This window comes from Streptomyces sp. NPDC050619, from assembly GCF_040654815.1.
In the GTDB taxonomy this organism is placed as follows: domain Bacteria; phylum Actinomycetota; class Actinomycetes; order Streptomycetales; family Streptomycetaceae; genus Streptomyces.
The window spans coordinates 113,758-140,751 of record NZ_JBFAIR010000008.1 but is presented as its reverse complement, the minus strand read 5'-3'; the positions used below and the strand labels follow the sequence as shown (position 1 = coordinate 140,751).

The following is a 26,994-nucleotide window of genomic DNA, read 5'->3' as shown; positions in this document are numbered from 1 at the left end:
ACCTGCGAAAGGACGAGAATTGGCATCGTACGCAAATGGTGTGGCGGCCGACTCGATCCCGGGCGTGCGGTGGGTGAAAAGTTCGGCGAGCACACCTGAGGGCGGTAGCTGTGTAGAATTTGCCGCCCTGCCGGACGGCGACACCGCCGTACGCAACTCACGCTTCCCCGATGGACCGGCCCTGGTGTTCACCCGTTCGGAAATCGAGGCGATGCTCATCGGTGTCAGGCAAAGCGAGTTCGACCACCTGATCGACTGAAAGTCGACGTTCCAGGCTTGCGGTCACCCGCGCAGGGTCCTCACTCTGGGGCCCTCACGTTGAACCACGGGTGACCAAGGAGTGTGGGTGTCGGGCGGTCAAGTCCTGTGGGCTGTCGGGGACGGCGACGATCCGGGCAGCCTTCCCCCTGGCGCGGAGAGGGTCGTAGGGGCCCACCTGCGTCAGTTGCGCAAGGAGCAGGGCCTGCGGCTGGTAGACGTCGTTGAGGCGGGCTTTGTCGGCTCGGCCCCCACACTCAGCCGCATTGAGAACGGCGAGACGCCGCTCAAAGCAGACCGGGTGCTGGCGCTCGCCCGCTTCTACGGAGTGAGCGACCAGGCGCAGCTGGACTCTCTGGCCAAGCTGGCGAGCCGCTCCCGGGACACCCAGTGGTGGGAAGAGTTCCGTGATGCGATCCCCGGCTGGCTAGAGCGCCTGATCAGCGTGGAACACACTGCCCACGAGATCCGCACCTACGAAGTGCAGTACGTGCCGGGCCCGTTGCAGACGCCGGCGTACGCGCGGGCGTTGATGCAGCGCGCCTTCCCGGACGCGACCGTGGAGGACCCCAAGCGGCAGGCCCGGCGGGAGCGGGCGGTCAAGGTTCGGCAGAGGCGGCGGCAGCTCCTGCACGAAGCCGGTGCGCCGGACTACTACGCGCTGGTGGACGAGGCGGTCCTGGCCCGGCCGGTGGGCGGGGCAGCTGTCATGCGCGGACAGCTGCGCGAGTTGTACAACCTGGAGGAGAACACCGAGCGGATCCACATCCGGGTGCTGCCCTTCAAGGCCGGCGACGAAGCGATGGCTCCGGCGCCGTCCATCACCTATCTCTCCTTCCCCTCGGACCGGGAGGAGGACATGGTGTATCTGGAAGTCCGCAGCGGTGGCAGCTATGTCACCAATCCCGAGCAGGTGGAGCGTTACCGGCTGGCGCTCACCACGTTGTGGTCCAAGGCGGCCAGCCGTGAAGGCACGCTCGCGCTGCTGGAGCATTACATCAGCGAACTGAACGACTGAACCGCTGGCTTACGGTTTGCGGGCCACACCTCCATAGGCGATCCAGGTCAGGTCGGCCAGCTTCAGTTTCAGGCCGGGCCCGGGCTTCCAGTGGGCGACATCACCGAGCGGGCCTCCGACTGGCCTCAGTCCGTCGAAGAACCGGTCGACCTCGGCCGTTGACCGCACGGTCCAGGGGTGGCCGGTGAGCCGCCGCATGAGACGGGAGGCTTCCTCGCGGCGCACGGCGTCGTCGCTGACCAGGTGACTCAGGGCCAGGCAGCTGCCGGACGGCAATCGGTCCATCAGGTTCTTGACGTGCCGCCACGGGTCTTGCTCGTCGGCGACACAGTGCAGGGCTGATACGAACAACACACCCACGGGTGCCTGGCGGTTGAGGAAGCCGGCCTGCTCGCAGCAGGAGAGGATGGAGTCGGTGTCGAGCATGTCCGCGTCGAGGATCAGGGTCCGTTCGTCGTCCAGCATCATGCGGGCATGCGCGAGCACAACGGGGTCGTTGTCGATGTAGACCACACGGGCGCTCTTGTGGACCCGCCGCGCGACTTGGTGGACGTTCTCCCGCATGGGTAGTCCGGCTCCATGATCGAGGAACTGGTCAATCCGGCGCTCGGCAGCGAGGTGGCGCACCGCGCGCAGCAGGAATTGGCGGCTGAGCCGGGCGAGCTGCCGGATGTTCGGTGCGAGTTCCGTCAGGCGTCTGGTGGCTTCGCGGTCGGACTCGTAGTGGTCGGTTCCGCCCAGTAGAAGGTTGTTGACGCGTGCGTCGCTGGCCTGGCTCACATCGATTACCACGCGTGCCCCCGCATGCCGTTGCCCGCCGCACGCCCCCACGCAGGATGAATGCCCTGTAGGAGTGCGTGTCAAGTAGGCACTCCATGCTAGGAGTTATGTACCCCGTGTTCCACCTCGGCTAACGGTTTCGTGTGCCCCTCAGGAGTGAAATTGCATCCCGCCGTACCGGGCAGGATGCCTCTCCGGCGCCCGCGTACGCGGGCGCACATGGATTCGCCTTCCTCGGTCCGTCAGTCTCAGGCCGCTGCGCCGGTGCGCACGGCCGCCTTGAGCAGGCAGGTGAATTCGCCCGGCTGCCAGCCCATGACGTCCGCGGCCATCGCCGCCGGCAGGCCGAGCCGGTAATGCAGCAGTACAGCGTCTGCTTGCCGCGCGGGCAGCACCCGGTACAGCTCCGGGCCGCCGGCCACAGCCGCTCGGCTGGTACGTGCGACGAGCAGCCGCCAGGCCAGGGCAGACGGTGACGGGCTCTCCAACGCTTCCGCCCACACCATGGCCAGATCCCCCAACGCCGCCTGCACCAGCATCCGGGCCTGTCGCTCGTCGCCGACCCGCACGGCCACGTAGCGGGTGTAGACATCCAGGTGGCGCAGGCAGAACGCGGCGAAGGCGGCCGGCATGCCGATCTCCACTTCGTCCTCCCCGGCCCGGGATGCTGCTGCCACAACAGCTCCGACACGTGGGCAAGACCCGGCAGGGGAGGGACGCTTCCTCGTCGGGAGTGCTTCCCGTCTGCGGCCGTCCGAGAGTCGGTCAGGTGAGGTCCTTGGCACCGCGAACCCCCAGGTCCGGAAAGAAGTCGTGCGCGAGCAGGAACGTGTACTGCACGTCCTCCCACAGCGGGCGCACCTGCTCGGGGTTGCCGCCCAACTGCTGCACGAGCTCGTGTGTCGTGGCCCAGTCCGGGACCAGCTCACCGCTCAGTACAGCGGCGAGGGTGCCGCCGTCCGCCTCGTCGGCGGTGGTATCCGGGCGGCCGTTCGCTCGTCCCGCGGCCCACTGCAGGCCGCGCAGCGCGCCGTGAAAACGGGTCAGCGAAGCCGTCGCGGAGCGTCGGCCTGGCTGCCTGTGTCCGCGCGCCCACTCCCACAGCAGCCGGAACTCCTCCGGCCTCCCGCCGGCCGCCGTCACAACGGTGAACACTGTCGGCCAGTCCGGCACTCTCTGGCCGGCCAGTAACCGCGAGAGGGAGGAGGCAGAAACTCCGGCTTCCCGGGCCACCGTCTGCAAAGCCTGGTCCTGCATCCGCATCAGAAAGGACACCGCTGCTCCCAGGCGCTGACGGTGCTCCGACAGCCCCATGGGCGACCTCACCTCAGCAGGCGGCGCTGCAGATAACGCTGTCTGGCGGGCCCGATGCCGCATCTGCCTGCGCAGTGTCCGCGGGCCCCATTTCGCACGCGCAGTCGCCTCACTGACTCGCGCCTTGCGCGCCACCTCGCTCCAACTCGTCCCCGTGGCCCGGGTATCGTGCACGGCTGCCCCGAGATAGTGCTCCACTTCCACGCCCACAGCCATGGCTCGCTCCAGCAACTCCTGGAGATCAGCCTCGCGGTGTTCGGCCTCGACCAACTCCGCAGCCAACACCTGCACCCGGTGCGCAACGCCCGGTCCCCAGCGCGGCGAGTACACAACCGCCGACTCCCCGCTCCGCTCACGGCTGCGCATTCGCTGCGCCCGCCGGCGACAGGCATCCTGGCAGTACCGGCGCGGCCGTCCCGGCCGCTTCACTCGTCTGAACCGGCGCCCGCAGAGGACGAAAGCGCACGTGCTGTACTCGAAGCGCTCACCGTTTCCCGGGCCAGATCCACCTTGCGTCATGATTTCGGTCCATCCGCTGAATCTGTGGCGCCCCAGGGGCGGAAACCCCACTCGGGCTCCGCCCGGGGCAGGACAACCCGACGGTGCTGGAGCGGGCCCGTTGTCACGAGCCCGCCCCGCACCGCACACATCAACGGCGGCGGAACCGCTGGTAGCTGACCAACGAGCCATCGACGACCGCCCCAGCCACGACACCCCACCACACCTCTTGGGGCACCACGGGGCCACACGCGACCGAGACCACGGCCAAGGCCGTCGTGGCAACCGCGTTCCAGTGCAGCTTGACGGCCAAACAACTCAGCGACCGTGTTTGAGCCACCAAAGTCAGCGGAATGCTATTTTCTGTCGATGCCGGAAGCACCTTCATAAGCAGCCGGCGGATATGAATCACTGTCCCGTTCCTTCCGAGTGTCGGACATGGTTCACCTCGTCGGGGTCCCTCTTGCACAGGGGCCCCGACTCATGTGCGGTGGAACGCTATAGGCCCGCCTGGAACGACGTCACACCAGCTTCGGGCCATGAAAACGGAATGAGTCACGCGCGGTTGACCGCGCCAGGAGATCCTCCGCGACAACGAATGACCATTCCAGATCATCTATAGACAGAAAATGGCCGTGCCAGCCCGATGCGGCAACCAGGGCGATTCATTCGACACGGACACGAACTCATCACACCCTCGGAGAAGTAACCCGAAAGAGTGACCATAAGTCGCTTTATTCCGAGGGTCGATGAAAACGGCGCGCCCACGAAGCGGACCCGGTGCCAGTCCGTCCGTGGAGGAGCCTCGATGCTCCTCTTCCGCAGGACATGCTTCCTCCACGCCAACGTGACCGAAGCTGCACCTCGGCAGCGGAAGGACCGCCCGCAGTGCCGATAGCGAAACGCCCGCCGCCCGAAGGCGGCGGGCGTTTCGCTTCTCCGGTACAACCATTGCCCTCATATGGGTGGCAGCCCCCTGCATCTGCCGCCAGCGCCACATGGCAGGCGCTATCAACGACACATGATCAGAACTGTGTTGGGTGGCCTCGCCGCCGCCGCGCTCGCCGTCATGCCGCTCGCCACCCCATCACCCGCACACGCCGCAGAGACCCTGACGCTCGCCGAGGCCGTCGACACGCGTACGGCGGGGCGTGCGAGCACCTGGCCTCGCCGCCGGGCTACCGGCCGCCCCCACCCGGCCGCCGTCCCAGACCAGTCCTGGAACGGGGAATCTGAGCATCCCGGCACTGGCATCCTGGCGTTCCATCGCTGTGCGGGTCAGAAGCTGTGCATGACTTCGACGTTGCCTTTAGGGGACTGATGTGACAGAAGAACTCAAACCCACCTCGAAGACAGAAACCCGAACTCGCCCCATCCGCGTCACCGTCGATCTCCCGCCCGCTGACCACCAGGCCCTCAAACGCTGGTGCAACACCGCGGCTCTCGATCTCGACCTCACCACAGTGGCCCTCGCCCAGGTTCTCCGTGCCCTCGCCGCGGAACTGACCGCCGATCCCACGGACCGCCTCGATGGCCTCAACGACCGACTCCGCGCACGGCTCGCGGGCGCTGGGGAACCCGAGGTGGACCTCACAACCACGATCCCGAAGAGCCTCCAGCAACGGCTCAGCCTCACGACTGCGGTCCACAACACCACCGTTGAGGCGGCCGTGACCGAGGCACTGCGCATGTGGCTTGCCAAACACCCACCGCGCCGCCAGACCGTCCTCGACGCCGCGCAGCAGCTCGCCGGGCTCGGCCTAGGCGACGACCTGGCGGGCGAAGGCGACGCATTGTGAGGTGAGTACCTCGGCGAACGCCGGTTCAGGCACGGGCGGTTACACGAAGGCACATGCCGGTGAGCATCTGCGAGAGCTCGCCTGTCTCCTCGTACCCGTCCAGCAGCAGCCGGGCCACATGCTCGGCTTCCTCAGAGGTAGGTGAATCTGGGCGTTCTGACTGCGCGGGACATCCAGGATCTGGATCATGAGGAGGGTGGAGGACTGGTCCGACTGTCATGACCCGGCCGAGCTGCGCATCCGTCTCGATGTCGCCTTGGAGGAGAACGCCGAGCTCCGCGAGGAACTCGCCCGGGCCAAGGCCGAGAACGGGCGCCTGCGAGCGCGCCGTGGCGGCGCTTGTCCCACTGAGCCCGCTGTCTTGCCGCCCGTCGCGGACCCGTTGCCGGTCGGGCCCGTCCTCGGCGCCAACGGACTGCCGTACGCGGATGCGTCGTCCGGCAGTGAGGCGAAGATCGGGCTGTTCCGGGCGCTGTTCGCCGGCCGTGAGGACGTCTACGCCCGGCGCTGGGTGAGCTCGAAGACCGGCCGTGCCGGGTGGAGCCCGGCCGAGGACGACCCGTTCGACAAGAGCAAGGACGATGCGGACCGGGTGTTCTGGCCGCTGACCGCCGAGACCGTCTACGGTCACCTCGATCCGTCCCGGCAGGGCCGCAGCGAGCTGCACGTGGGCCTGTACCCCTTGCTGGCCGACGACACCTGCCGGCTGCTGGCGTGTGACTTCGACGGCAAGGACGGCAGCGACTGGCGCGGCGATGCCACCGCCTACGTTGGCGCGTGCCATGAGGCCGGGGTGCCCGCCCTGTTGGAGATCTCCCGCTCTGGAAAGGGCGCCCACGTCTGGACGTTCTTCACCGCGCCCGTCGCCGCCACTACCGCCCGCGCCCTGGGTATGGCGCTGCTGCGGCGGGCGATCGATGCCCGCGGACAGATGGCTCTGTCCAGTTACGACCGTCTCTTCCCCGCCCAGGACTTCCAGCCGATCAAAGCCAAGGGCGGCTTCAGGTTCGGCAGCCTGATCGCGCTGCCGCTGCACGGCGTCTCCCGCGCCACGGGCACGACCGTCTTCGTGGATCCCGACACCTGGCAGCCATACCCGGACCAGTTCGCCCACCTCTCGCGCACCGAACGGCTCACGCCAGCCGAGGTCGAGGCGCTCGTCGAGAAGCTCGGCCCGGTCAAGGCCGGGCCGTCGGCGACCGCGCCCGAGCTGGGGCCCAGGCCCCGCAGGAAGGCCCTGGGCAAGGCCCCGGCCACGGTTCCCGCACGGCTGGCCGCCATGCTGGCGATCTCCACCGCCGGGCTGCCCCCGCAGCTCCTCGCGGCGCTCAAACACGCCGCGTCATTCCACAATCCGGAGTTCTACCGCAAGCAGAACCAACGCTTCTCGACCTGGAACACGCCCCGGCTCATCTGCTGCTTCGATGCCACCGACCCGGACTGGCTCAAGCTGCCGCGCGGTCTCGCCGACGAGGCCGCCCAGCTGATCACCTCCGCGGGCGGCGCACTCACCATCAGCAGCGACCTGCCCGAACACCCCGAGATCAACGCGCGCTTCACCGGCGAGCTGAGCGACGTCCAGCAGCAGGCCGTCAAGGCGATGACCCCGCACCCCACCGGGGTCCTCGTCGCTCCTCCTGGCTCCGGCAAAACAGTCATGGCCTGCGCCTCAATCGCCCACCACCGCACGCCGACGGCCGTGGTCGTCAACCGCAGCGAGCTGCTGGACCAGTGGAAACAGCGCCTCGCCGCGTTCCTCGATCTCGGCGAGGGACAGGTCGGCTCGCTCGGCGGCGGCAAAGACCGGCGCGGCCACGTCGTCGACCTGATCATGCTGCAGACTCTGTCGCACCGGGATGCGGCGCCCGACCTGCTCGACGGGTACGGCCTGGTCATCGTGGACGAGTGCCACAGCGTGGGAGCGCCGGGCGCCGAAGCGGCGATCCGCGGCGCGAAGGCCGGACGCTGGATCGGTTTGTCCGCCACCCCGTACCGGGCGGACCAGATGGACCCGGTGATCACGATGCAGTGCGGCCCGATCCGCCACGAGATCGAAGATGCCAGCACGTTCGCCAAGCACTTCGTCGTCCACCCCACCACGTTCACCACCGACGAGCCGGGCAACGACGGCGCCTCCTTCCAGGCCATCTACACCGAGCTCGCGAACCACACCGACCGCAACGCCCAGATCGCCGCGGACATCGCAGGCGCAGCCGCACGCGGCCGGTGCAGCCTGGCCCTCACCAACCGCGTGGAACACCTCCACCAGCTGGCCAGCGCCCTCAAACCACACGGCGTCGAACCCCTGATGCTCCACGGCGGACTACCGCCTGCCGAACGCGCCCGCATCCGCGCCGCCCTGGACGAAAACACAACCGAGCCGCTGGTGCTCCTGGCGATCGACAAGCTCGTCGGGGAGGGCTTCGACCAACCCCGCCTCGACACTCTCTTCCTCACCAGCCCCATCTCCTTCAAGGGCCGCGTTATCCAGCAAGTCGGCCGCATCACGCGCAACACCGAGGCGAGGAAGTCCCACGTCGAAGCCCACGACTACCTCGACGCCGACGTCCCGCAACTGGAGCGTATGCACCACAAGCGGCGCCGCATCCTCGAGCGCCGAGGCTTCACCACGACCCCGCTCGAGCGATTGCCCAAAACACCGCCGTCGGCTCGGCACGTCGCGCAGACAGTCGCGGTGCCGATGACGCGTCCCGCACCGGCCGTCGCGGAGGTCCGGGCATGGGCCCGCGGCCAGGGGCTGGATGTGCCGGCCCGGGGCAAGCTCCGCCAGGCGATCTGGGACGCCTGGCACACCGCTCACCCAGAGCGGCTCTGTCCATAAGTCTGGGGTCCGGCGAGTCGGGCGACACAGAAGGTGGTCAGGACGTGGCGGACTGCTGACGCCGCCCGAACAAGGATGGGCTTTGTGATGCATCAGCGACACGTGATCTTCCTGGTGCCCTAGGGTTGGCGCCTGTCCCGGTGCCGTTCTGGTGCCGGGTCTCGTGCTTACTGGACGGAGTTGGATCATGCGCATGGCGTGGTGGCCGGTTCGGAGCAGCTCATCTCCAATGCCGCGCATACCGCTGCGGACCAGGCTCAGGGAGGCTGGCGCGCCGCTCGCCGTACGTGCGTTCCGGCTGCACTTCACGGCCCGGATGCTGTCCTGGACCGGCTCGGCCGTGGCTCCGATCGGCATGGCTTTCGCGGTGCTGCACCTCGGCGGCGGAGCGTCCGGGCTCGGTCTGGTGCTCGCGGCCAACATGGCGCCGCAGATCCTGCTCCTGCTGATCGGCGGCGTGGTGGCCGACCGGTGGTCGCGCGCCACCGTGATGGTGTGGACGAACATCCTCAGCGCGGCGGCGGAAGCTGTCGCGGCCGTCCTGCTGTGGTCCGGCGCGGCGCAGGTGTGGCATCTGGTGGCGGTGTCCGCGCTGTGTGGCGCGGCGAGCAGCTTCTTCACCCCGGCTGCCGGCGGCGTCGTGGTGGAAGTGATTCCCGCCGAGCTGCGGTACGCGGCGAACGCCCTGCTCAAGATCGGCCAGAACACGGTCAAGATCGCGGGCCCAGCGGTGGGCGGCGTACTGGTCGCCGCTGCCGGGTCGAGCTGGGTGATCGGCTGGGACGCCGTGACCTTCGCGGCGGCGGCCGTTCTGTGCGCCCGTCTCGATCTTGCGCCCGCGAAGGCGAAGGTGCGCACCGGGTTCGTGGCTGATCTTCGAGAGGGCTGGGCCGACTTCTGGTCGCGGCGCTGGCTGTGGGTCATGGTGCTTCAGGGCTCGGTCGTCGTGCCGGTGTGGCTGGTCGGTTACCAGATGCTCGGCCCGGTCTACGGCAAGGACTTCCTAGGCGGTGCCGCAGGGTGGGGTCTGGTGGTCAGCGCCTTCACCGGCGGCCTGGTGGTGGGGGCCGCCGCAGCCCTGGTGTGGAAGGTGCGGCGCGTCGGCGTGGTGGTGTGCGTGGGGACGGGCGCGATGGCGCTGCCGCTGGCGGCGATGGCCGCCCATCTGCCGCTTGTGCTCGTGGCGGTCGCCGCGTGCGCGGCCGGAACTGGTCTGTCCCTGAGCATGACGGTCTGGGCGAGCCTGGTCCAGGAGCGCATCCCGAAGGAGAAGCTGAGCCGGGTCATGTCGTACTCCACGCTCGGGCAGGTGCTGCCGGTCCCGCTGGGGTATCTGGCCGCCGGGCCGGCGAGCGCGTACTTCGGGGTGCGGGCGACGCTCGCCGCGGGGGCCGTCGCGATCGTGGCCGCGATGATCGTGCCGTTGCTGTTGCGTCAGGTCCGAACACTGACTCTCGCGCCGGTGGAGGTGGCGGAGGAGACGCTGGTGAGCGCGCCGAGGTAGAAGGCCCGGTCGTTTTCGACGGCTGCGGTGAAGCTGCGCAGGCCGCGGTCGCGGGCGGCGGCGTCGCGCTCAGCCAGGGCGACGTCCGCGGGCAGGCCCCAGTGGGCAAGAAGGTGGGCGGCGATCCGGTCGGGGGCGAGATGCGCGGTGGTGTGACCCGGGTGTTCGGCGAGTGCGGCGGCGTTCGTCCGCAGAGCGTGCAGCACGTGGTCTTCCGTGGGCAGCTCGGCGTTGAACAGCGGGCCTGCTTCGGCGCGCGAGGCCGGGTAGACGGGCCAGGCGTCGTCGAGGCGCGCCGAGCGCACCACGAGGAGGATCAGCTGCTCGCCCCGGTCGGCATGGACTTGTTCGTACGCGGTGAGCCAGTACGAGAGCTGCTCGGCTGTGAGGTCGGCCAGCGCCAGGCCGCGGCGGGCCACGAAATCCTCAACGGCCTTCTCCTGGACGGCGCGTTGCCCGTCGGCGGCGAGGAGGCAGGACAGGACGTGGGTGCGCCAGCGCCGGGGAAAAGCGGGGTCGTAGAGCTGCTGGTGCTGGAGCAGCGGCAGGAACGGCAGGCCGTTGTCGGTGGCGGGGGCGAAGGCGGCGTTCCAGTAGCGGACGAAGCTGGTCTCCCACGGTTCCTCTGTCCATCCAGGCGCCGTCGCCTCTGCGGTCGTGAACTCGTCTCTGGCCAGGACGCGCAGGGCGGTCTCCGCGTCCTCCCGCTTGAGGTCGTGCGGGGTGCTGCATCCCCAGATGTCGGCTATCGCGTAGACGTCGCCGATGCCGCGCTCGGCCATGAGACGGCCCAGCGCGGTGCGGGTCCGTCGGCCATACGGCAGTTGGCGCGCGGTCTCGGTCAGGGCCTGTGCCTCGGGCTCGGTGATGCGGCCGGCATCTGCGGCGCGTTCGAACGCGGCACGGAGGTTCACCAGGGCCTGCGTCAGCGGCCGGCCGTCCGGCTCTTGGAGGACCGCGACGTCGTCGTCGGCGTCCAGCAGCCCGCTGCGGAAGGCCCGGTAGATCCGCCCGATGCCGACCATGCCGTACGGGGCCAGCTCGGCGGCGCGCAGCGCGCCCATGCTGGATGCCCCGTAGACGGCGACCCTCCGGGCCAGGAGCATCAGGATCTCCTTGTGCCGCACCGGTGCGCTCTGGTGCCACAGCCCGTCGATGATCAGGACGCGGTCGCTGGCCATCAGGGGAAGGCGGAGGAGGTCCCCGTGCTGGACAGGCGGGTGCACGACCGCGCCTGGCAGGATGCTCGTGATGCGGGCCGAGGTGATGGTCGGGCCGGCGAAGACATGCGTACTCATCAGGCGGCCTTCCGGGGGCGGGGCACGGTGTGCCGGGCGGTGTAGCGCAAAGAGGGAGCGCACACCTTGACCACGGCGAACTCCGCACGCTCGTAGGACCCCCACGTCAGATCCACCACCAGAGGTGCGCGTCCGGTCGCGGTGGTCACGGCGGTCGCCAGATCGTGCGCGAGCTCGGTGTCGGTGTTGGCGGGGGCGCCGTAGCGGCCCTCGATCGCCGGCCACGGCACCGGGTTCCCGGCGGAGGGAGCAGGGGCACGGTGCGGGCCGGGCCGGTAGGTGAGCGGCTGGTTGTCCTCGCGGCTCCCACTGATCAGCGTGAGCCGGGTCTGTACGGCCTCGGTGATCGCCCGCGACAGCGCAACGCCCGGGTCGGGGTGGGCGCCGGACCCGGCGACGACGGCCGCGGACTGGTCCTCGCGCCATAGATGGCAGCACATCACCGGGATCCCGTACCGGTTGGGCACGTGCCGCAGCTCCCACCAGCAGCCTCTCTCAGCGAGCCGCTCCAGGAGGGCGGCGCAGTACGGCGCGTTCACCGTCGAGGCGTCCACCAGCTCGGCCTGGTCCGCATCGGTGAGGCCGGACAGGACGTCGCGCTCGATCACCTCGCACAGGCCGTGCACGATCGCCTCGGCCCGGGTGTTCCCAGACGCCAGGCCGTTCGTGGAGGCGCTGGGCAGATGCTGGCGCCAGTCGTCGTGGACCGTGCGGCCCAGCCGCACCGCGGCCAGGGGCACGAGGGTCTCAAGGTTGTCGAGCGCGGAGCGCGCGGTGATCCAGTCCAGACGCACGCGGGCGGTCACGAGGCTGCCGGGATGCTGCTCCAAGTCCGCGACCGTGTACGACAACTGGAGGTCTGCCGCCGGAGCCTGGGTGAGGCAGACGGGCGGGAGGGCGCGCTCGGCGTGCCACACCTCGATGGCCTCCATGGTGCCGGAGACGCGGGCCGCGTCCAGGGTGACGCCCTTGCCCTGGGCGACCGACAGCGTCCGCGCGAGCGGTCGTACGGCCATCGTGACGGGGATGCCGAGATCGTCGAGGCCGGTGACGTCGGCGACGCGCGGGATGCCGAAGCCGGCCAGCAGCGGCTTGACGTCCTGCCAGGTCTGCTCGGGCGGGCGGGTGCGGTGGGTGCCGTCGAAGCAGTGCGTACGCATGCGTCCCCCTCTTCTCTGGATGCGGTGTCTGCTGTGCGTACAGGGCCGCCGCCCCGCGCCCCGGGCGGGGGCACAGCGGCGGCGGTCCGTCGTACGGGGAGGCGGGCCGGATCAGACCGCCGGGAGCTCGTAGGTGTGGGTGTCGGGGAAGGCACTGTCCGGCACGGCCGGGTCGCCGCCCGCGTTCTGCGGCAGCTGGCCCTCCGCGTGGAGGTCGGTGATGAAGTCCGCCGGGTCGACCGCCCTGGTGGTCGACGACTTCGTGATCTGAGGGGCCATGAGCGTTGTTCCTCCTACTCGAAGGGACTGCTACACCGTGAGGTCGGTGAAGCAGATGGTGAGCAGCACCTCGCGCGAGCTGGTGTCGAGCGGGGCGCGCCAGTGAGGGGCTCGACTTCCGTCGAACCCAGCCAGGGTGCGGTAGCCGATCGGGAACGGTTCTCCCCCGTCGGGGTAGGGGGTGCCCGCGAGGCTTTCGACAACCTGGTCGGTGCTGAGGAAGCGCAGATGCGGCAACCAGCCCATCGGGCCCAGGTTGGGCGTCAGCCCGCACGACAACGTGATCTCGCACTTGCCGTCGTCGCGGTGCACGTGCATGTAGTCGCCGGGGCTGTAGTACTTCAGCCCCATCCGGATCGCCGTCATCGTGGCGTTGCCGGTCGCCTCGGCCGCCACGTCGGCGAGCCCCTTGGAACGGGCCAGGGCGTTGACCGCCGGACCGCCGGGGTGGACCCGGCACCGCTGCGGAGACGTGATCGAGCCGTCCCGCATCGCCAGCAGACCCGGCCTCCGGTTGTGGCGCACCACCGCGTACTGCTCGCAGCTCTCTGCCTCCGCGGCGACCTCCTCCCACAGGCCCTCGTCGACGACCTCCGGCGGCACGTCCACCCGCCCCGTCGCCAGCCACTGCTGCCGCAGCATGCCGCCCCCGCTCACAGGTCGAAGAATTCCATCGTGACCAGCAGTCCCTCGCCGGTCATCGGCCGGCGCCAGTGCGGGACGCCGTAGCCGGCGAACGCCCGCACCGCCCCCTCGCCGCCGTACGGGTGCTCCAGCGTGGTGAACTCGCCGCCCTCGGGGAACATCCCGTGATCGGCGACCACCTTGCCCAGCACCTCGCCGCTCGCGTTGTACAGGTGCGGCGCCCACCCCATCGCCGGCAGGTCCTCGGTGAGCGCGAACGCCGCGGTGACCGTCGACTTGATGGAGTCCAGGTGCAGGCCCTGGAAGTCCCCCTCCCGGTAGCGGACGACCGCGCCGCCCCGGGGAACCAGCCGCGGGATCCCGGTGTGCTCGCGTACCGCCGACAGCAGCTCCTTGTCGTACGCCAGCGTCTCCAGGGCCGGTCCGGGCTCGATGAACGCGCAGTGCACCGGCGTCGCGAAGGACCCGTCGCGGTGCGCGGCCGTGTGGTCGTGCACGTGCGGCGTCGCTTTGTCCAGGCGCTCGGCGGCCTCCGACTTGATCGCGGTGAACCTGTCCGCCGACAGGACGTCGGGGATGACGATGGTGCCGAGCCGGTTCCATGCCGCACGCCGCGGGCTCTGCTGGGCCGGGGCTTCGGTGTTCTGCATCACGAGGAGACCTCTTCCCGTCGAGGAGTCGCCGGGGGCCGACTGGGCAGCCCTCATGACGCTTAGTCAACTCCCGTACGTGGTAAGTCCCCAGTGCCACAAGCGGTGCCAATTTCCTGGCACCCCGGGGCCGGTCGAAGGCCCACCCGCGCGCGTCGACGACGTTTGGGAGCAGGCGGATGATGGCACCGGACGGGATAGGGAACTTGCTGCGCAGCAGCCGTGAGCAGGCGAATCTGACCCGCGAAGAGGTGGTTCTGCGCATCGCCGAGGTACTCGGCGAGGACTTCGACCCGGACAACCTCAAGCGATGGGAACTCGAAATCCGGCTGCCAACCAAGCGATACCACAGCAGTATTGAAGAGGTGCTCGGCATCCCCGTCTCGGAGATCGTCCGCACCAGGGCCATCTCGAAGGCGTACCGGCTGCAACAGAAGATGGCGACGAGGCACGACGGCCAGGAGGTACCGCCCGTGAAACGACGCGTATTCATCACCGGGACACTCGCGGTGGCCGGCACAGGAGCACTGGCAGAACTCGCTGAGGCACACGAGGGCATCGACGCTGCTCTCTCGGGGTCCAGCAACGCCGCCGACATCGCCTACCTGGAGTCGGTCTTCGAGCGGAACACCGGCGGCTACCGTGGACGCGACCCGCAACGGGTCCTCGGGCAGATGCAGGACGACCTCAAGCTGCTCGGCCAGGTTCTGGACCGCCCGCACACCGCCCGGGACCGGGCCACGTTAGTGCGGACCGCTGCCGGGATCACCGGCCTGGTCGCGATCATCCAGCACGACATCGGCGCGCAACAGGAAGCCGAGAGCTGGTTCACCACAGCGGCCCGCGCCGCCCAGGAGTCCGGCGACCGCCACATGCTCGCCTGGGTCCTGGCCCGCCACGCCATGGTCGGCCTGAACTACGGCGCACCGTCCTCGGCCGCCCGCCGCGCCGCACGCGCCCAACGCGTAGCCGGCACCACGCCCAGCGCGGCAGCCGCACTGGCCTCCGCCGTGAACGCAAGGGCCCTGGCCAGCCTGGGCGATCACAACGGTGCACGCAAAGCCGTCGAGCAGACCCAGGACATGGTCGAGCAGCTGGACAACATCGCTCTGGCGGACAACTGGTTCGGATACCCGGCCCAGAAGCACAGCGTCCACCTCTCCCAGGCGTACACGCTGCTCGGCGACACCACGTCGGCCCGCGCCGAGCAGGAAGCCGCCCTCGCCCTCACCGACTCGCCCTCCGTCATGACCCGCGCCCTCCTGGCCCTCGACCACGCGCAATGCCTCCGCATCGACAAGGACCCCCAAACCGCCGCAGACATGGCAACCGCCACGTGGAACAAGCTCCCTACGGGCTACCGGACCGGACTGGTGCAGACCCGGGCCGAGGCACTGCGCGACGCCCTCACCGGCCGGCCCCGCGCACGACTCACCGAAGCTCTCAGCGCCTGAACACGGGACAACCGGCTTTTCCGGGCAACCTGCCACAACCGACACCGCCCGGCGGCATCAGCGACTACGTTTCCGATCTATGCGAGCCTTCAACTTCAAGCAGGGCAAGGCGTCTTGGGACACCGGGACCCTGCTCCACTGGTACGTCGAGGTGGACTGGGACGACCCGCGCCATGATGCCCTCGCCCAGTTGGTCACGGACTCGAACCAGACCCTCCTGGACGCCGGGTTCCCCGTCACCCCGGTCGACCATCGCTGGTTGCACATAACGATCGACCAGATCAGCAGGCCCGCCCACCTGATCGGCCAAGCCGAGCGGGACAAACTCGTCGCCGAGGTGAGCCACCGCGTCGCCACCATCGCGCCGTTCGCCATCATGATCGGCTCCGTACTCAGTTACGCCAGCGGCACCATCGCCGACACCCATCCCGATCACCAGCTCGCGGCCCTGCACACCGCGGCCCGGGACAGCACTCGCGCCACGCTCGGCGGGGACGCCTGCCAGTACGAATTCGGGATTCAACATCTGACCACGGCCTACGCGTATGCCGAGGCGGACTCCGACGCCGCGCAACGCCTCCTCCGACGAGTGCGACCGAGCCATGCCCCGTTGCACATCAACGCGGTGAGCCTTGTCGACGTCACTGCGGACCCACAGGCCAAGACGATCACATGGGAGAACTTGACGCGGGTCCCCCTCGGGACAGCTCTCTGACTCCCCGGAGACCCGCGGCCCCTCAGGCGCCGTACCGGGCAGCGAAAAGGACAAGATCGTGAGACGGAATGCCGGGCCAAATGAACGAGACAGCGCAGGAACACGCAGGTGGTCACATCGGAACGGGACATTCCAATTGCGGACCTACAGCAACGCGACCCAGGACGACCCCCTGACCCACGTCGGCGACGAGTGGTTCCACATAACGCTCTACCAACTGAGCCAGAAGCCCGCTTCCGAGATCCCGGAATACGAACGGCAGGCCCTCGTCACCTCGCTGACCGAGCAGATGAAGGCCATCGCTCCCTTCACCATCATGGTCGGCAGCCCGCTCCCGTACGCCTCAGGTCTGATTTTTGATCTCGGCCCGGACGAGCCACTCAATGAACTGCGCGCCGCCGCCACCCGCGCATTCGAAATCGTGCGCGGACCCGGCGCCACCACCTACGACACCGGCGTGCTCCACCTGACAGAGTCGTACGCCACCGCCAAGGTCACCTTGGATCACTTCCACCAGATCCACCGACGCGTCCGGCGCGTCCGCCCCAGCCACGCCCCCTTGCGTGTAGACAGCATCGCCCTCGTCGACGTTGTCGCGAACGACACCGAGAAGACGATCATGTGGGACACCTTGGCCACGGTTCCCCTCCTCGGGGACTACGGAGCGGCTGCGTGATGCTGGATACCCCTGAACCGCAGCGCGCCGCCCGGCCACCCAAGCGGCCGAAGGCCGATCACGCCGGAGCAACGACGGAACTCGCCTTGGCCGGCTGCGAGCCGGTCGAGCAGTATCCGGGACGGACATCTATCCCGTTCCTCGTCCGCTGCCTCATCGAAACGTGTCCGGGCCGCAGGCCGTTTCGTACTTACCTGAGCCAGGTGCGCGCACTGCGCGGTGACTCAGCCTGCCAGCACTGCCGCGCCCGACGCCGGGCGAACGAACGCCGCGCCGAGATGATCAGCTGTGGCCGCATCCTCCCCTTGGAGGTCATCCACGACGTCAAGCAGCCGGTCCGCGGGTGGTGCATGCGGTGCTGGAACGTCGTCGACAAGCCCCGCCTGGACAATATCCGCTCCGGTCAGGGCGGCTGCGAGCACTGCGGCGGGAAGAAGCGGTTCACCGAACAGGAGGCGCGGCGGATTGCCAGGGCCTGGGGCTACAAGCCCCTGCCCGACATCGCTTACGAGAACGACGCCACGAAGTGGCCCGGTCTATGCCTTGCCCAGGGCCACTTCTGCACGCCCAACCTGAACATGCGGTTCCAGAGCGGGCCGTGCGCTTCCTGCGCCGACTACGGGTTCAAGCCCAACCGGCCGGCCCTGCTCTACCTCGTGATCAGCTCCCGCCTGGAGGCCGCCAAGATCGGCATATGCGAGGACAGCCCGAAGAACCAGCGGCTGTACGAGCACGGCCGCACCGGCTGGACCCTGCGCAAGATAATGCAGTTCCCTCTCGGGCGGGACGCTCACGAGTTGGAGCAGGTCATCGTCAGATCCTGGCGCGAGCGCGGCTGGACGACGGTCACGGACGGCGGGCTGGCCTACAACGGCTACACCGAAACCGTGTCCCTCCACGTGATCACTGAGACCGACATCTGGGCTGAAGTCACTACAGCGGCTTCCGCTCTTCGCACGGGGGCCTCGACGGCTCCACCCATTCCCCTTGACCGTATCGACGGAGACCGTTGACCCCGACCCTCATGCGTGACTCTGGTCACATAGGTAGAACGTGGAGGACCTAACAATGCGACGCCCCGCCGCTTTGGCGGTGGCGACACGCACCCCTTCGGCACATGCTTGGAAAGCGACACGACCTGCGGGGGACACAGCGTGTGCAGCGACTTGCACCGGAGCCGTCATCGACACCTATCCGGATCAGGGACTCATTGCGCTGCAGCATCTGTCGCGTGCCGCCCTGCGGGAGGTCCACGACTCTGCGGCCATCGCGCACTGCGGCGGTCGCGCACACGCGGCGCTCGCCTACGCCTACGCCAGCGCCGACCCGCTCCAGAGCGATCTGCGCATGATCAGCCCCAGCCACGCCCCGCTAACCGTGTCCCACCTCCACCTACTCGACGTGCGCTGGACAGCCCACCCCACACCGGACGACGGCGTTTGTTGGGAGATGAGCTGGGAACCCGTCACCGTCCTCCCCTTGGGAACCCCATAACCAGCCACCTGGATCCGCCCCCCTTGTGATGACAACCCAACCGGAGCGGTATTTCTGTGAATTGCAGTGCCGTCCCCTCACGCAAGTGGCGACCATGCGCGCGCACCGGAGGGTTCACCGGCAGCCACCATGGGATGCCAAGCGAGGTCGTGGACGTCGAAGTGCCCGCCGTCACCGAGCTGTTGCCGGGGCCGACGTGGATCCATTTTGCAGGTGGGCGCGGGTCTACGGTGGCCGTGGTGATGCGAACGTCGATACCGTTCGGCGAGGCTGTCCCATCAACTTCGCTCAGGAGAAGGGGAATACGGGTGGAGATCATTTTCACGTCGCAGTTAAGTCATATTCGGGGGCACCGGTGACGATGTCCCCGGCTCAGTGGGCGGCGGTTTTGAACTACCTCGAAGCCGTACTCCTGAAGGACGCGCCGAAAGCCGCGGCCAGCGCGCGGATCCTGGCCGCGCCCGGACAAGTCGCCTCCACGATCGTCACCCTGGCCGACGAACTGATCCCGCCACTCTTGAATCAGGCATTCCAGATCAGCGACACCATGAGCGAGGCCGAGTGCGAGACGGCCGTGGGAACAATGGCCGACGACCGCGGAGTGCAGGCGTCAGTGCTGATCCATATGGCTCTGCGTGCGTGGGCCGACGACAACCCGACCGACACCGAGGCCCAGGACCTGGCCTTGGTGCTACTGGGCTGGCTGCAGCTGATGGCCGGAGCACCCCCCGGTGACCACGAGCAGGTCCTGCTGATGCTCGGAGCTGCCCGGCACGTCATCCAGGGAGGAACGCCGTGAACCGCGACGAACTGCTTCAGTCCGTCGACTACCTGGAGGCCGTCGTCCGCCAGGACGCGACTCGGCTGGCGCAGATCCGGGCGAGCGTGCCTCCGCCGGTCTCCCTCGACTTCGTTGCGGCCAACTTCGCCCTGCACTGGATCGCGTCCGTCGGCCAGGTCCCCGCCGCCACGATGTCCGTACTCACCGATCTGCGCCGTCCCGCCCCGGTCGCAGGCACACTCGACGATCGGTTGATGACGCTGTACGGGCAGACGCTGCTCCACTGGGCCCGTCACCGCGGCAACCGGGACGACGACGCCGTCGCCCGGCAGGTCCTCGGACTGATCCGCGCCACCCAGAACACCGACGATGCCGGAGTTCTCGCCCTGCTCGCCGCGATCCGCAACGTCCCGCAGGCCACGCCCCCGTAAGCCCCGGACCCGAGATGGGCTGCGCCGGTATACGTAGGCGCACGGCCGGCGTGTACCGGCCGCCATCACCGGTATACCGATCTGACTAGCCGATCTAACTACTGGTGTTCGCCTCAATCGCCCCAGAGTCCGCCGGTGCCGTCTTGAGAAATCCCGGAACGAGGCGTCGGTGATCTCAAGGATGTACCGCTGTTCGTCGTGAACGGCGCAGAGCCGAGCGGGCGGGCGCGGCAGCAGCAGCGCGCGGGAACCGGAGCTGGGGCATGGGCGGGATGTCCATCGCTCAAGCCACCAGTAGGACCACCCGTAGATCCTGACGCGTACAGCTCGGCGGGGCCCGGGCTGGTGCTGGTCACCCTCACGGTGTAGCCGATGGGCTCCCACGCAGAGTCAGGCTGAACACGAACCCACACGAGTGCGCTTCAGTCGCTCGTTACCGCACCGAAGATGATGGCGCCCGGTGCTGCCGCACCCTGTCGTGCAGGACGGCGAAGGACTCCTCGGTGCCGGCGTTGCTCGCGTCGGCCACCGCGACGGAGGCACTCTCGCCAGCGTACGGCACCTTCGGCGTGGCCATCAGGTGCAGGACGCTCGAGTCATCAAACCTGTAGGGTTCGGCGGCCGAGTGAACGGTGACAAGGACCTCAAGGCCGTCGTCGGCGCTGCGAACCTCGGTCTCAACCATGCCCGGCGCGACCACGGCCTCGGCCACAAGAACCGTCATACGCGTGCTCTGGCACCGAGGCGGTGTCAGTCATCACCAGGGAGCTATTGCGGTGATATCGCCTCTCACGGGGGTCAGGTGGGAACCACAGCCTGCATGATCACGCCAAGGGTTGCCCAGTCGACCAGCGCATCACCTGTCGGACGGGAGGGGAGCAGGTCCGCGACACGGTGGACCTCCACTCCCACCTCCGCGGTGTCATCGCAAGCCTCGTGCCGGGCCTTGAGCTCCTCACACTCGTCGTCGGTCAACTCCAGGTAGCAGGTGCGGCGCTGGGCGGCAACGAGAGCGGACTCCGGCCGGTTGTCCAGAGAACGGAGCCGGGCTCTGCCGATGACGAGGCCGAGCTCGCGGGCCAGCGCCGGTACGCCCTGGTCTTGGTGCTCTCCTCGGCGATGGAAGGGATTGCCGAAGTCTGCGGTCGGCAGGCACAGGGGGAACCTCGTCGGCGCGGTGACCGGCGGTGGGGCACCGAGGCTGAGGGGGTGGCGCAGGAGGACGACCTCGCTGTCTGTCCATACCGGGTGCCGCCGAAAGGCGATGAGGCTGAGCACGTCACCCCGGCCGACGACCAACTCCTCGGTGACGAGATCGTCGGGGTGCCTCACCTGTGCGGTGATCGCCCACCAGGAGACTTCCCCGGGACGGCGCGGATCCGGGGGCGCCCAGTCGATCGTTGCGGCATCGAGGAGCCGACCGGCCTGGCGAACAGCATCCCGCCATTGGTAGTAGCCGAAGTTGCGTACGACGGGGAGCCGTACCTGGCGTTCCCCGCCCTGGCGGCGCTGGCCGCGGCCGAGGCGATTGAGCACGGCGGCGGCAGCATCGGCCGGAGTCGGTGCCACGGGGACGGCACGCTGCCCCGCCCACCGGCGGGTCGCCTCGTCGGGCGTGGCCATCTGCAGGACCAGACGGTCACTGGCCCCTTCAAGATCAAATGCGGGGCCGGGCGTGTGGAGCGCACCGCGTGCGGGGGCCGGTGCGCGCGTGCTGATGATCTCGTCGGCCCATGCGTAGGCGTCGCGAAGCCACTGCTCCTGTTCGTCAGAGGGCATCTGGCCGTCGGGCCGGTGGGGGACGAGCACAACGAAGCGGTCCACTCGCTGCCAGCCGTCCTCAAGCTCCGCGATCAGGCTGTGCTGCCAGGACGCATCCGGCTCCGGGCCGGCCAGCAGCACGCAGGCTCCCCACTCCATGGGCATGGGCTGGCCTGCGTGCACCACGGCGAAGCGCCGGTCCCAGTGCGGCAAGGGCATGACCTCCGCCGGGGCGATGTCCGCCCTGCCATGACGGTCATCGAAGCTGATCGTGAACGAGGCCGGCGGCTCACAGCACGCCCGTTGGTCGTCATCGACGCTCCAGGTGACCCCGTACAGCCGGCCACTGCGCCCCTCGTGCACACCGCCGGTCACCAGCACCTGGCCGTACAGGGGCGGCGCACCGCTGGCCGGCAGGAGCAGTCGGTCGAGGAACTGGATAAGGCGCTGCACGCTGTGCTCGAACACGGTCTTGCCCGACGCCTTATAGCCGCCGTCGCGGCCCATCGCGTCGTGGGCCGCGAGTTCCTCCGACGTGAGGGTGTCCTCGAAGGGGATGCCGTGGGGTGCCTGCAGGGCGGCCCACCGGCGCCAGATCCGGCCTTCCAACGGGGCGGGTGCTGCAAAGGCGCCACGGTCACGGACGACGACCTCGATCTCCTGCGTGAACAGGTCTTCCAGGTCCGCGCGGCCGGTGAAGTTTCCGTGCTCATCGACGAGTTCGTCGATCCGGATTCGGGTCGACTCTTTCCTCGCGTCCGCCACCGTGGAGGCGACGTGGTCCAGGGGGCCGGGCAGCAGCGCGGTCAGTGTCTGGTGCAACTGCTGGGGATCGCCGAGCCTGTAGCGCACGGACCACAGGGAGATGTCCTCGATCGCGGTGCCGTCCTCGACAGCTACCAGCGCAAGAATCAACGCGAGGACGTCCCGCTCGCTGCCGTCCAGCGCGTGCTGCTGCAGGGCTCGCGCATACGCCGCTTTCCAGTGCGGTACAAGGCTGTTCGGCATGCCGAGATCCTATCCAGCAGGCAACTGCCCATCCTCATGGCTGTGATGAACCCGCGAGCCCATGATGCCGGGGGACGCGCCCGGCGGCCGACGCCCCCTGCCGCTGAGCGGGTGCGTCTTACGGCACTGCTACAGAAGGGGCGGCATCCCTCCACCGGCTGCGCCGAATGGACTTGGAGTGGGGTGAGTTCGCTTCAGTACTCGACGTCCCCGCTCACCGCGGCCATCATCGTGGACCGCACCGCCCCCAGGTTGTTCCAGGCTGGCCCCATCTCCTCCCACAGCGAGCGGCGAACAGGCTCCTTCTCCCAGGCAGCCGCGATGTCGTACCGCAGACGGGCCGCCACGTCCTTTGCTGCCGCACCTGAGTACCGGATGCGGTAGCCGATCTCCTCCGCGGTCGGCTCCGGCAGGTTGGCTTGCTCCCAGGCGGCCAGGACCGCGTCCGCGTGCTGCACGACCGGCTGCGCGCCCCGGACGTAGAGGTCAACCAACTCGGTCATCGGTGAGTCGGCGGCCAGGCACTCACGCCAGAGGGGCAGGAATTCCTCCCGCAGCAGGGTGATCTCCTCGGCCAGGACGGCGACATTCTCCGTGTGCAGGCGCAGCGTCCACGGCTTCGCGCTCGTATCCCGGGGAAAACGCGGGTGCTCCGCCTCCTCCAGGCGCTGAACCAGCTGGAAGAACTCCGCACCGCACTTGACTTCCTCAGCGGTGGGCCGCCATTCGTACCGGTTGAGCGAACGCGCGATCTCGCCCACCCTGCGCTGGTCGGGGGTCTGGGTCATGGCCGCTACCGTATGAGCGACGCCGTCATGCTGCCAACACCGGCCCGAGCCCTCAGCCTCGGCCGCGTGGGTCGCCGCAGGAGCCGACGCAGACTCCCCGGATCACCCGACAGGTCCTGGCCGAGCTGGTGGGGCATTAGGGCCCCTGGGCATGAACAGTGATGGCCGATGGCACAAGCGGGGCAGCCGGACCCTCTTCGCCGGTGGACCAGACAACCGAATCCGCCTCGCGGTGGACGACGCCGTACGGCCCGACGGCGCGACGGTCGCGTATCCGCACGTCGCCGCGCCTGACTTCTCTGAACTAACGGGGTTGTGCATATGGGCGACGGCCTGATGGAGGCCGGTACCACGTTGCCGGCTGTTGTGGTGCACTTGTAGTTCTTCATACGGCCGATGACGTGTACCACGCCGCATTTGAGACAATCGCCGTCGCCAAGCACCATCATGCCCTGACAGTGCCTGCTCAGCCCGGACGGGCACCAGGCGTGGGCATGCGCCGTGGTGTCCGGCACCGGACGAGCCGCCGCGATCACCGGCCGGGCGTCCGCGTCCACAATGACCTGCACGTCAGTAAGTCTTGTCTACTGTCCGCGAGGCGCGGGAGCGGGCCCGTGTTCGGGCGATCCTGTCCATGTGTACCAGCGGCATAGGAAGGTGCGTGTGTTCAGGGATGCGGTCCAGATGTTCCTTGGCCGTGCATGACCAGTCGCTGGCTGGAAAATGATTGACAATATGCAGCCAAACGTCTCTCGCTCTATCAAGGTCACGAGTTCGCGAATAGGCAAGTCTCCGTGCGCGAGGAAGAGTAGATCGCGCCTCCAAAGCAAACGCTAGATGCGCCCACTGTCGAGCTTCACCGCCTGAGTGCTTCAATGCGGCTTCCAAGTACCTAATCGCAGCTTTAGGATTCCCTTCTTGATAAGCCACCCAGCCGTAAGTGTCGAAGCACATCGACAGTTGGGCTGGGCCTCGCGCTTTCTCCAATGCTCCGTCCGCCGCCCAATGCGCCTCGTCAATCTTCACCTGCTGGTCTGCATAGAAGAGGGCAAGCTGCGTTGTCAGCTCCACCAGCTCGTCTCGAAGCTTCTTTTCCTCGTCCGTTCCCTTCTTTCGGTTGATCTCATTAATGCACGCGGTCTGCGCAATATTCAATTCCTGCTCTATCTCCTCAGGTTGCACTCGTTGAGCCATCAGATTCGCAAGACGGGCATGCCGAAGCCCATCGTATGAGCGCCCGCTTTGGTCAGTCGATGCCCGCAATATAATAATCGCTTCATCAACTCTACCCAAAAGGAGCAAGATATCAGCTATCTCCTCGTGTAGCTCAGCATCAAGTGACTTACTGGGGAACGGCTCACGGGTGAGCTCCATCAACTCGGAAAGGGATCGATCGAGTAGTTTCACCCTCTGCTCATTCGCCCTTCCGTCCTGAGCTTGCATGCGATATATGCGCGCGAGCTCTGTCCGGGCGCGAACTCGGTCGTCTCCCGGAGGGTCGAGTTCAATCAATCTCGACAAATTGATTACAGCAGACTCGTACTGCCCCCATTCCCTATATATTCGCGCCAGAGTAAATCGCGGATAGGCGTAAAGGGGGGCAAGTCGCAAAGCCTCATAGCAGTCCATCGCGGAATCTGATGCCCTACCTGTTGCTGCGTATACTTCGGCGCGTCCTGCGAAGGCTCTAGCCTGCACAGGAAGTCTGGGAGGGTCTCCCACTATCTCAGTCGGACCTCGAGACGCGTGGATATGAATAACGGCGCTGGGCTGTTTTCTGATCAGCTTCTCATAGTTACTGATCGCACCCTCGTACGGGCGAACCGCCTCACTCTCCATGCGAATCTCTCTATAGGCATCACCGAGTTCTGCCTGCGAATCAGCCAATTCGCACCGCCACAGCGGTGGAACTGGGTAGCCTCCTGGCAACCCGCGCTCAATTGCCATTTCCAAGCAATCGACTGCGCGCTTTCTATGTTCGCGCTTCTCAATTGAGGAGGGCAGAAGCGATGCGAGGTGCCGATGGGCCAGACCAATTAGCCAAGTAGCGTGCCTCATTTCAGGTATGATGGCCGCCCAGCGGGTATACAGCTCTTCAATCTCGCGTATGCCGTCTCTCATAACGGCCACATCTCCATTCGCTGTAATTGCCGATTGAATACGCGACCATGATGACACCCACCGCTGACGGAGACTAGGCTTTCCATTCCGGTTCAACATCTGAGCTGACGTCTCGTCGCCCCCTACAGCCAATCGTTTATAGAACGCCGCACCGGCCGCAGCCGCAAACTGGAGACGTGTGCTGTTTTGAGAAGAAGACCAGCCTGAATAAAGTTCGCTCATCTGCTCGCGGACATCGTTGTTCGTTGGAGCCAATGCAAACCCGACACCCGCGAAACCAAGCGCCTCGGGCATTTCGCCTCGAGAGCGCAAGTATTGGGCAAGTGCTAGCCAGGGATCGGGATCGTATGGGTCCTGATGTGCCGCCAGGAGAAAGATGATCACCGCTACCTCGGCCAGGTCACCCGTTTGCCCTTCACTGAGGATCCTCGCGACCGCTTTTAGTGACTCGCGATGATGAGGATCGCTCTGCAAGGCAGCCATATACGCATCGTGAGCCTGGTCTGGCTTAGACAACCTTTCCAATATCTGTCCGTGCTGGTAGTGGAGATACGCATTGTCTATTCCCCACTTCATCGCTGCTCGCATCCGGTGCTCAGCCATTTTCAGCTGAAGTCCACCCGGTCCTCTTCCTAGTTCGGCGAGGGAAACTCGCGACTCTGCTTGCTTAGCAATCAGCGAGGCAATGCGTTCGACCAAGGGGGCCACAGCTGTCTCGTTGCCGTCCACAATCAACCGCTTAGCGCGCTCGTCAGACAAGTCTCGCTCTGCGCGTCGGAGATTCCGTATCGCCTTGCGGACTTCGGAAGCAGACTTCTTTTCCATCCCGTACCGAAGTTGTGTCACGCCTATCCAATATCGTGCCACGCTCCGTTCCATAACATGGGAGCCAGAGGGAAATGCCAGCGCCTGGCACGCTGAATGAAGTGCTGTCTCAAGTAGTCGAATCCGACGTTTTTCTTCTTGGGTTTCTTCAACTTGAGCGAGAGCGAATCGAGCGAGCTGGAAACGCGCAGGAGCCATCAGCGGATCGAATTTCACAGCCTGTTGCCACAAGATGGTTTCTGCTGACGTCGCAGGAGATGTGCGGAGCTGAAGATCCTGGTATACCCTATCTCGTTCGCTCTTTGCTAGCCCCAAATTATGGTAAGCGGCAGCGTAGCGTGGGCTGTGAACAACAGCACCGCGAAAGTGAACTTCAGCCCTATCGAGATCGTGAAGCTTCCCTTCAAGTAGAAAGTTCTGATAACACTCCAGGCCATTTACCAACATCTCGAAACTATGGACGTCGGCCCCAGAAGCCGTCTTACCAGGACGATCAAGTTCCATGCGATGGGCCAATTCTCGCGCCAGTTGCGCACTCGCCTTCTGTATATCTCCATCCTCTACATCTGTTTGCACCGTCCACGATCCACCATGTGGTCCGGACTGATTTACAACAGCGATGAGGTGTTCATTCTGCATCAGCAAAGTTCCTTGAAGAGTTCGACCGAATAGCCGGGTAAGCCAGGCTATTACGGGAACCAATATGCCCACCTGCAGTCGAAATGGACCCATGGTGACAGTGCCAACGTCTGAGACTTTCATATCTACAGGCATCCCGGCAGCGGGCAGGCCAGTGCGGAATGGTTCTCGCGTCGGAGAACGCCGGACAGCCTCTCCTCTTCGGCTAGCAGTCTTGACTACGTCGACAGGTTCACGGAAGGGGTCCTGTCTGACC

The 26,994-nt window shown here is 67.1% G+C and carries 24 protein-coding genes and 1 pseudogene; 11 read left to right on the top strand and 14 right to left on the bottom strand.

Features of this window, described 5'->3' with window-relative positions:
* The first annotated feature begins 19 nt into the window (after window positions 1-19).
* Together AB0I77_RS15825 and AB0I77_RS15820 are read left to right on the top strand one after the other, a co-directional pair.
* A complete protein-coding gene (locus AB0I77_RS15825; RefSeq protein WP_363283118.1) occupies window positions 20-259 on the top strand; it encodes a DUF397 domain-containing protein in 240 nt (79 codons plus the stop codon).
* A gap of 87 nt (window positions 260-346) precedes the next feature.
* Complete coding sequence (locus tag AB0I77_RS15820) at window positions 347-1,276, top strand: helix-turn-helix transcriptional regulator (protein WP_363283117.1); 930 nt, start codon at window positions 347-349, stop codon at window positions 1,274-1,276.
* Between the two features lie 9 nt (window positions 1,277-1,285).
* On the opposite strand, the gene AB0I77_RS15815 is transcribed toward AB0I77_RS15820, so the two are convergent.
* The 4 genes from AB0I77_RS15815 to AB0I77_RS15800 all read right to left on the bottom strand — a co-directional run bounded on the left by AB0I77_RS15815 (window position 1,286) and on the right by AB0I77_RS15800 (window position 4,280).
* Window positions 1,286-2,068, bottom strand: a complete 783-nt coding sequence (locus AB0I77_RS15815) for an SAM-dependent methyltransferase (RefSeq protein ID WP_363283116.1) — start codon at window positions 2,066-2,068, stop codon at window positions 1,286-1,288.
* A gap of 236 nt (window positions 2,069-2,304) precedes the next feature.
* Window positions 2,305-2,733: a hypothetical protein gene (locus AB0I77_RS15810; RefSeq protein WP_363283115.1), complete on the bottom strand. Its 429-nt coding sequence runs from the start codon at window positions 2,731-2,733 to the stop codon at window positions 2,305-2,307.
* A gap of 88 nt (window positions 2,734-2,821) precedes the next feature.
* On the bottom strand, window positions 2,822-3,370 hold the full coding sequence (locus AB0I77_RS15805) for a helix-turn-helix transcriptional regulator (RefSeq protein ID WP_363283114.1): 549 nt from the start codon (window positions 3,368-3,370) through the stop codon (window positions 2,822-2,824).
* A gap of 649 nt (window positions 3,371-4,019) precedes the next feature.
* Window positions 4,020-4,280: a hypothetical protein gene (locus tag AB0I77_RS15800; RefSeq protein ID WP_363283113.1), complete on the bottom strand. Its 261-nt coding sequence runs from the start codon at window positions 4,278-4,280 to the stop codon at window positions 4,020-4,022.
* Window positions 4,281-5,190: 910 nt separating this feature from the next.
* On the opposite strand from AB0I77_RS15800, the gene AB0I77_RS15795 reads away from it, so the two are divergent.
* From AB0I77_RS15795 to AB0I77_RS15785, 3 genes are all read left to right on the top strand, one after another.
* Entirely contained in the window at window positions 5,191-5,667 is a 477-nt protein-coding gene (locus AB0I77_RS15795; RefSeq protein WP_363283112.1) for a hypothetical protein, read from the top strand.
* A 187-nt stretch (window positions 5,668-5,854) separates the two neighbouring features.
* Window positions 5,855-8,509 carry a DEAD/DEAH box helicase family protein gene (locus AB0I77_RS15790; protein ID WP_363283111.1) on the top strand — a complete coding sequence of 885 codons (2,655 nt, stop codon included), beginning with the start codon at window positions 5,855-5,857 and terminating at the stop codon, window positions 8,507-8,509.
* A 229-nt stretch (window positions 8,510-8,738) separates the two neighbouring features.
* Window positions 8,739-10,013 carry an MFS transporter gene (locus AB0I77_RS15785; protein ID WP_363283110.1) on the top strand — a complete coding sequence of 425 codons (1,275 nt, stop codon included), beginning with the start codon at window positions 8,739-8,741 and terminating at the stop codon, window positions 10,011-10,013.
* On the opposite strand, the gene AB0I77_RS15780 is transcribed toward AB0I77_RS15785, so the two are convergent.
* From AB0I77_RS15780 to AB0I77_RS15760, 5 genes are all read right to left on the bottom strand, one after another.
* Window positions 9,944-11,311, bottom strand: a complete 1,368-nt coding sequence (locus AB0I77_RS15780) for a TfuA-like protein (RefSeq protein WP_363283109.1) — start codon at window positions 11,309-11,311, stop codon at window positions 9,944-9,946. The two genes, AB0I77_RS15785 and AB0I77_RS15780, sit on opposite strands and share 70 nt — an antisense overlap.
* Entirely contained in the window at window positions 11,311-12,471 is a 1,161-nt protein-coding gene (locus AB0I77_RS15775) for a YcaO-like family protein (RefSeq protein WP_363283108.1), read from the bottom strand. Before AB0I77_RS15775 ends, AB0I77_RS15780 begins: the two co-directional genes overlap by 1 nt.
* Before the next feature lie 111 nt (window positions 12,472-12,582).
* Complete coding sequence (locus AB0I77_RS15770; protein WP_363283107.1) at window positions 12,583-12,750, bottom strand: hypothetical protein; 168 nt, start codon at window positions 12,748-12,750, stop codon at window positions 12,583-12,585.
* A gap of 30 nt (window positions 12,751-12,780) precedes the next feature.
* A complete protein-coding gene (locus AB0I77_RS15765) occupies window positions 12,781-13,407 on the bottom strand; it encodes a hypothetical protein (protein ID WP_363283106.1) in 627 nt (208 codons plus the stop codon).
* The gene (locus AB0I77_RS15760; RefSeq protein ID WP_363283105.1) at window positions 13,404-14,045 is read right to left on the bottom strand and encodes a hypothetical protein; all 642 of its coding nucleotides are present in this window, start codon (window positions 14,043-14,045) and stop codon (window positions 13,404-13,406) included. Before AB0I77_RS15760 ends, AB0I77_RS15765 begins: the two co-directional genes overlap by 4 nt.
* A gap of 179 nt (window positions 14,046-14,224) precedes the next feature.
* Here AB0I77_RS15760 and AB0I77_RS15755 point away from each other — a divergent pair, with 179 nt between their 5' ends.
* The 6 genes from AB0I77_RS15755 to AB0I77_RS15730 all read left to right on the top strand — a co-directional run bounded on the left by AB0I77_RS15755 (window position 14,225) and on the right by AB0I77_RS15730 (window position 19,596).
* The gene (locus AB0I77_RS15755) at window positions 14,225-15,499 is read left to right on the top strand and encodes a transcriptional regulator (protein ID WP_363283104.1); all 1,275 of its coding nucleotides are present in this window, start codon (window positions 14,225-14,227) and stop codon (window positions 15,497-15,499) included.
* Between the two features lie 79 nt (window positions 15,500-15,578).
* Complete coding sequence (locus AB0I77_RS15750; RefSeq protein WP_363283103.1) at window positions 15,579-16,214, top strand: hypothetical protein; 636 nt, start codon at window positions 15,579-15,581, stop codon at window positions 16,212-16,214.
* Between the two features lie 136 nt (window positions 16,215-16,350).
* Window positions 16,351-16,890 carry a hypothetical protein gene (locus AB0I77_RS15745; RefSeq protein WP_363283102.1) on the top strand — a complete coding sequence of 180 codons (540 nt, stop codon included), beginning with the start codon at window positions 16,351-16,353 and terminating at the stop codon, window positions 16,888-16,890.
* Window positions 16,890-17,903 (top strand): hypothetical protein, encoded by a 1,014-nt coding sequence (locus AB0I77_RS15740; protein WP_363283101.1) that lies wholly within the window; start codon window positions 16,890-16,892, stop codon window positions 17,901-17,903. The genes AB0I77_RS15745 and AB0I77_RS15740 overlap by 1 nt, the downstream gene beginning before the upstream one ends.
* An 836-nt stretch (window positions 17,904-18,739) precedes the next feature.
* Window positions 18,740-19,183 (top strand): hypothetical protein, encoded by a 444-nt coding sequence (locus AB0I77_RS15735; protein ID WP_363283100.1) that lies wholly within the window; start codon window positions 18,740-18,742, stop codon window positions 19,181-19,183.
* Complete coding sequence (locus AB0I77_RS15730) at window positions 19,180-19,596, top strand: hypothetical protein (RefSeq protein ID WP_363283099.1); 417 nt, start codon at window positions 19,180-19,182, stop codon at window positions 19,594-19,596. Before AB0I77_RS15735 ends, AB0I77_RS15730 begins: the two co-directional genes overlap by 4 nt.
* A gap of 433 nt (window positions 19,597-20,029) precedes the next feature.
* On the opposite strand, the gene AB0I77_RS15725 is transcribed toward AB0I77_RS15730, so the two are convergent.
* The 5 genes and pseudogenes from AB0I77_RS15725 to AB0I77_RS15705 form a co-directional block, all read right to left on the bottom strand.
* Window positions 20,030-20,308, bottom strand: coding sequence for a hypothetical protein (locus tag AB0I77_RS15725; protein ID WP_363283097.1), 279 nt, complete (start codon window positions 20,306-20,308; stop codon window positions 20,030-20,032).
* 86 nt (window positions 20,309-20,394) lie between these two features.
* Complete coding sequence (locus AB0I77_RS15720; RefSeq protein WP_363283096.1) at window positions 20,395-22,365, bottom strand: hypothetical protein; 1,971 nt, start codon at window positions 22,363-22,365, stop codon at window positions 20,395-20,397.
* A gap of 194 nt (window positions 22,366-22,559) precedes the next feature.
* Window positions 22,560-23,153 (bottom strand): hypothetical protein, encoded by a 594-nt coding sequence (locus tag AB0I77_RS15715; RefSeq protein ID WP_363283095.1) that lies wholly within the window; start codon window positions 23,151-23,153, stop codon window positions 22,560-22,562.
* 312 nt (window positions 23,154-23,465) lie between these two features.
* Window positions 23,466-23,734 (bottom strand): annotated as a pseudogene (locus AB0I77_RS15710) (IS5/IS1182 family transposase); the annotation flags it as partial.
* Window positions 23,724-25,850, bottom strand: coding sequence for a tetratricopeptide repeat protein (locus AB0I77_RS15705; protein WP_363283256.1), 2,127 nt, complete (start codon window positions 25,848-25,850; stop codon window positions 23,724-23,726). The gene AB0I77_RS15705 and the pseudogene AB0I77_RS15710, both read right to left, overlap by 11 nt.
* Window positions 25,851-26,994: the final 1,144 nt, after the last annotated feature.

Bases quoted from the DNA above. Each gene is read 5' to 3' on its own strand.
- AB0I77_RS15775 (WP_363283108.1), bottom strand. From the start codon at position 12,471: ATGCGTACGCACTGCTTCGACGGCACCCACCGCACCCGCCCGCCCGAG.
- AB0I77_RS15740 (WP_363283101.1), top strand. From the start codon at position 16,890: ATGCTGGATACCCCTGAACCGCAGCGCGCCGCCCGGCCACCCAAGCGG.
- AB0I77_RS15785 (WP_363283110.1), top strand. From the start codon at position 8,739: ATGCCGCGCATACCGCTGCGGACCAGGCTCAGGGAGGCTGGCGCGCCG.
- AB0I77_RS15805 (WP_363283114.1), bottom strand. From the start codon at position 3,370: ATGGGGCTGTCGGAGCACCGTCAGCGCCTGGGAGCAGCGGTGTCCTTT.
- AB0I77_RS15750 (WP_363283103.1), top strand. From the start codon at position 15,579: ATGCGAGCCTTCAACTTCAAGCAGGGCAAGGCGTCTTGGGACACCGGG.
- AB0I77_RS15790 (WP_363283111.1), top strand. From the start codon at position 5,855: ATGAGGAGGGTGGAGGACTGGTCCGACTGTCATGACCCGGCCGAGCTG.
- AB0I77_RS15715 (WP_363283095.1), bottom strand. From the start codon at position 23,153: ATGACCCAGACCCCCGACCAGCGCAGGGTGGGCGAGATCGCGCGTTCG.
- AB0I77_RS15705 (WP_363283256.1), bottom strand. From the start codon at position 25,850: ATGAAGTGGGGAATAGACAATGCGTATCTCCACTACCAGCACGGACAG.
- AB0I77_RS15770 (WP_363283107.1), bottom strand. From the start codon at position 12,750: ATGGCCCCTCAGATCACGAAGTCGTCGACCACCAGGGCGGTCGACCCG.
- AB0I77_RS15760 (WP_363283105.1), bottom strand. From the start codon at position 14,045: ATGCAGAACACCGAAGCCCCGGCCCAGCAGAGCCCGCGGCGTGCGGCA.
- AB0I77_RS15780 (WP_363283109.1), bottom strand. From the start codon at position 11,311: ATGAGTACGCATGTCTTCGCCGGCCCGACCATCACCTCGGCCCGCATC.
- AB0I77_RS15755 (WP_363283104.1), top strand. From the start codon at position 14,225: ATGATGGCACCGGACGGGATAGGGAACTTGCTGCGCAGCAGCCGTGAG.
- AB0I77_RS15720 (WP_363283096.1), bottom strand. From the start codon at position 22,365: ATGCCGAACAGCCTTGTACCGCACTGGAAAGCGGCGTATGCGCGAGCC.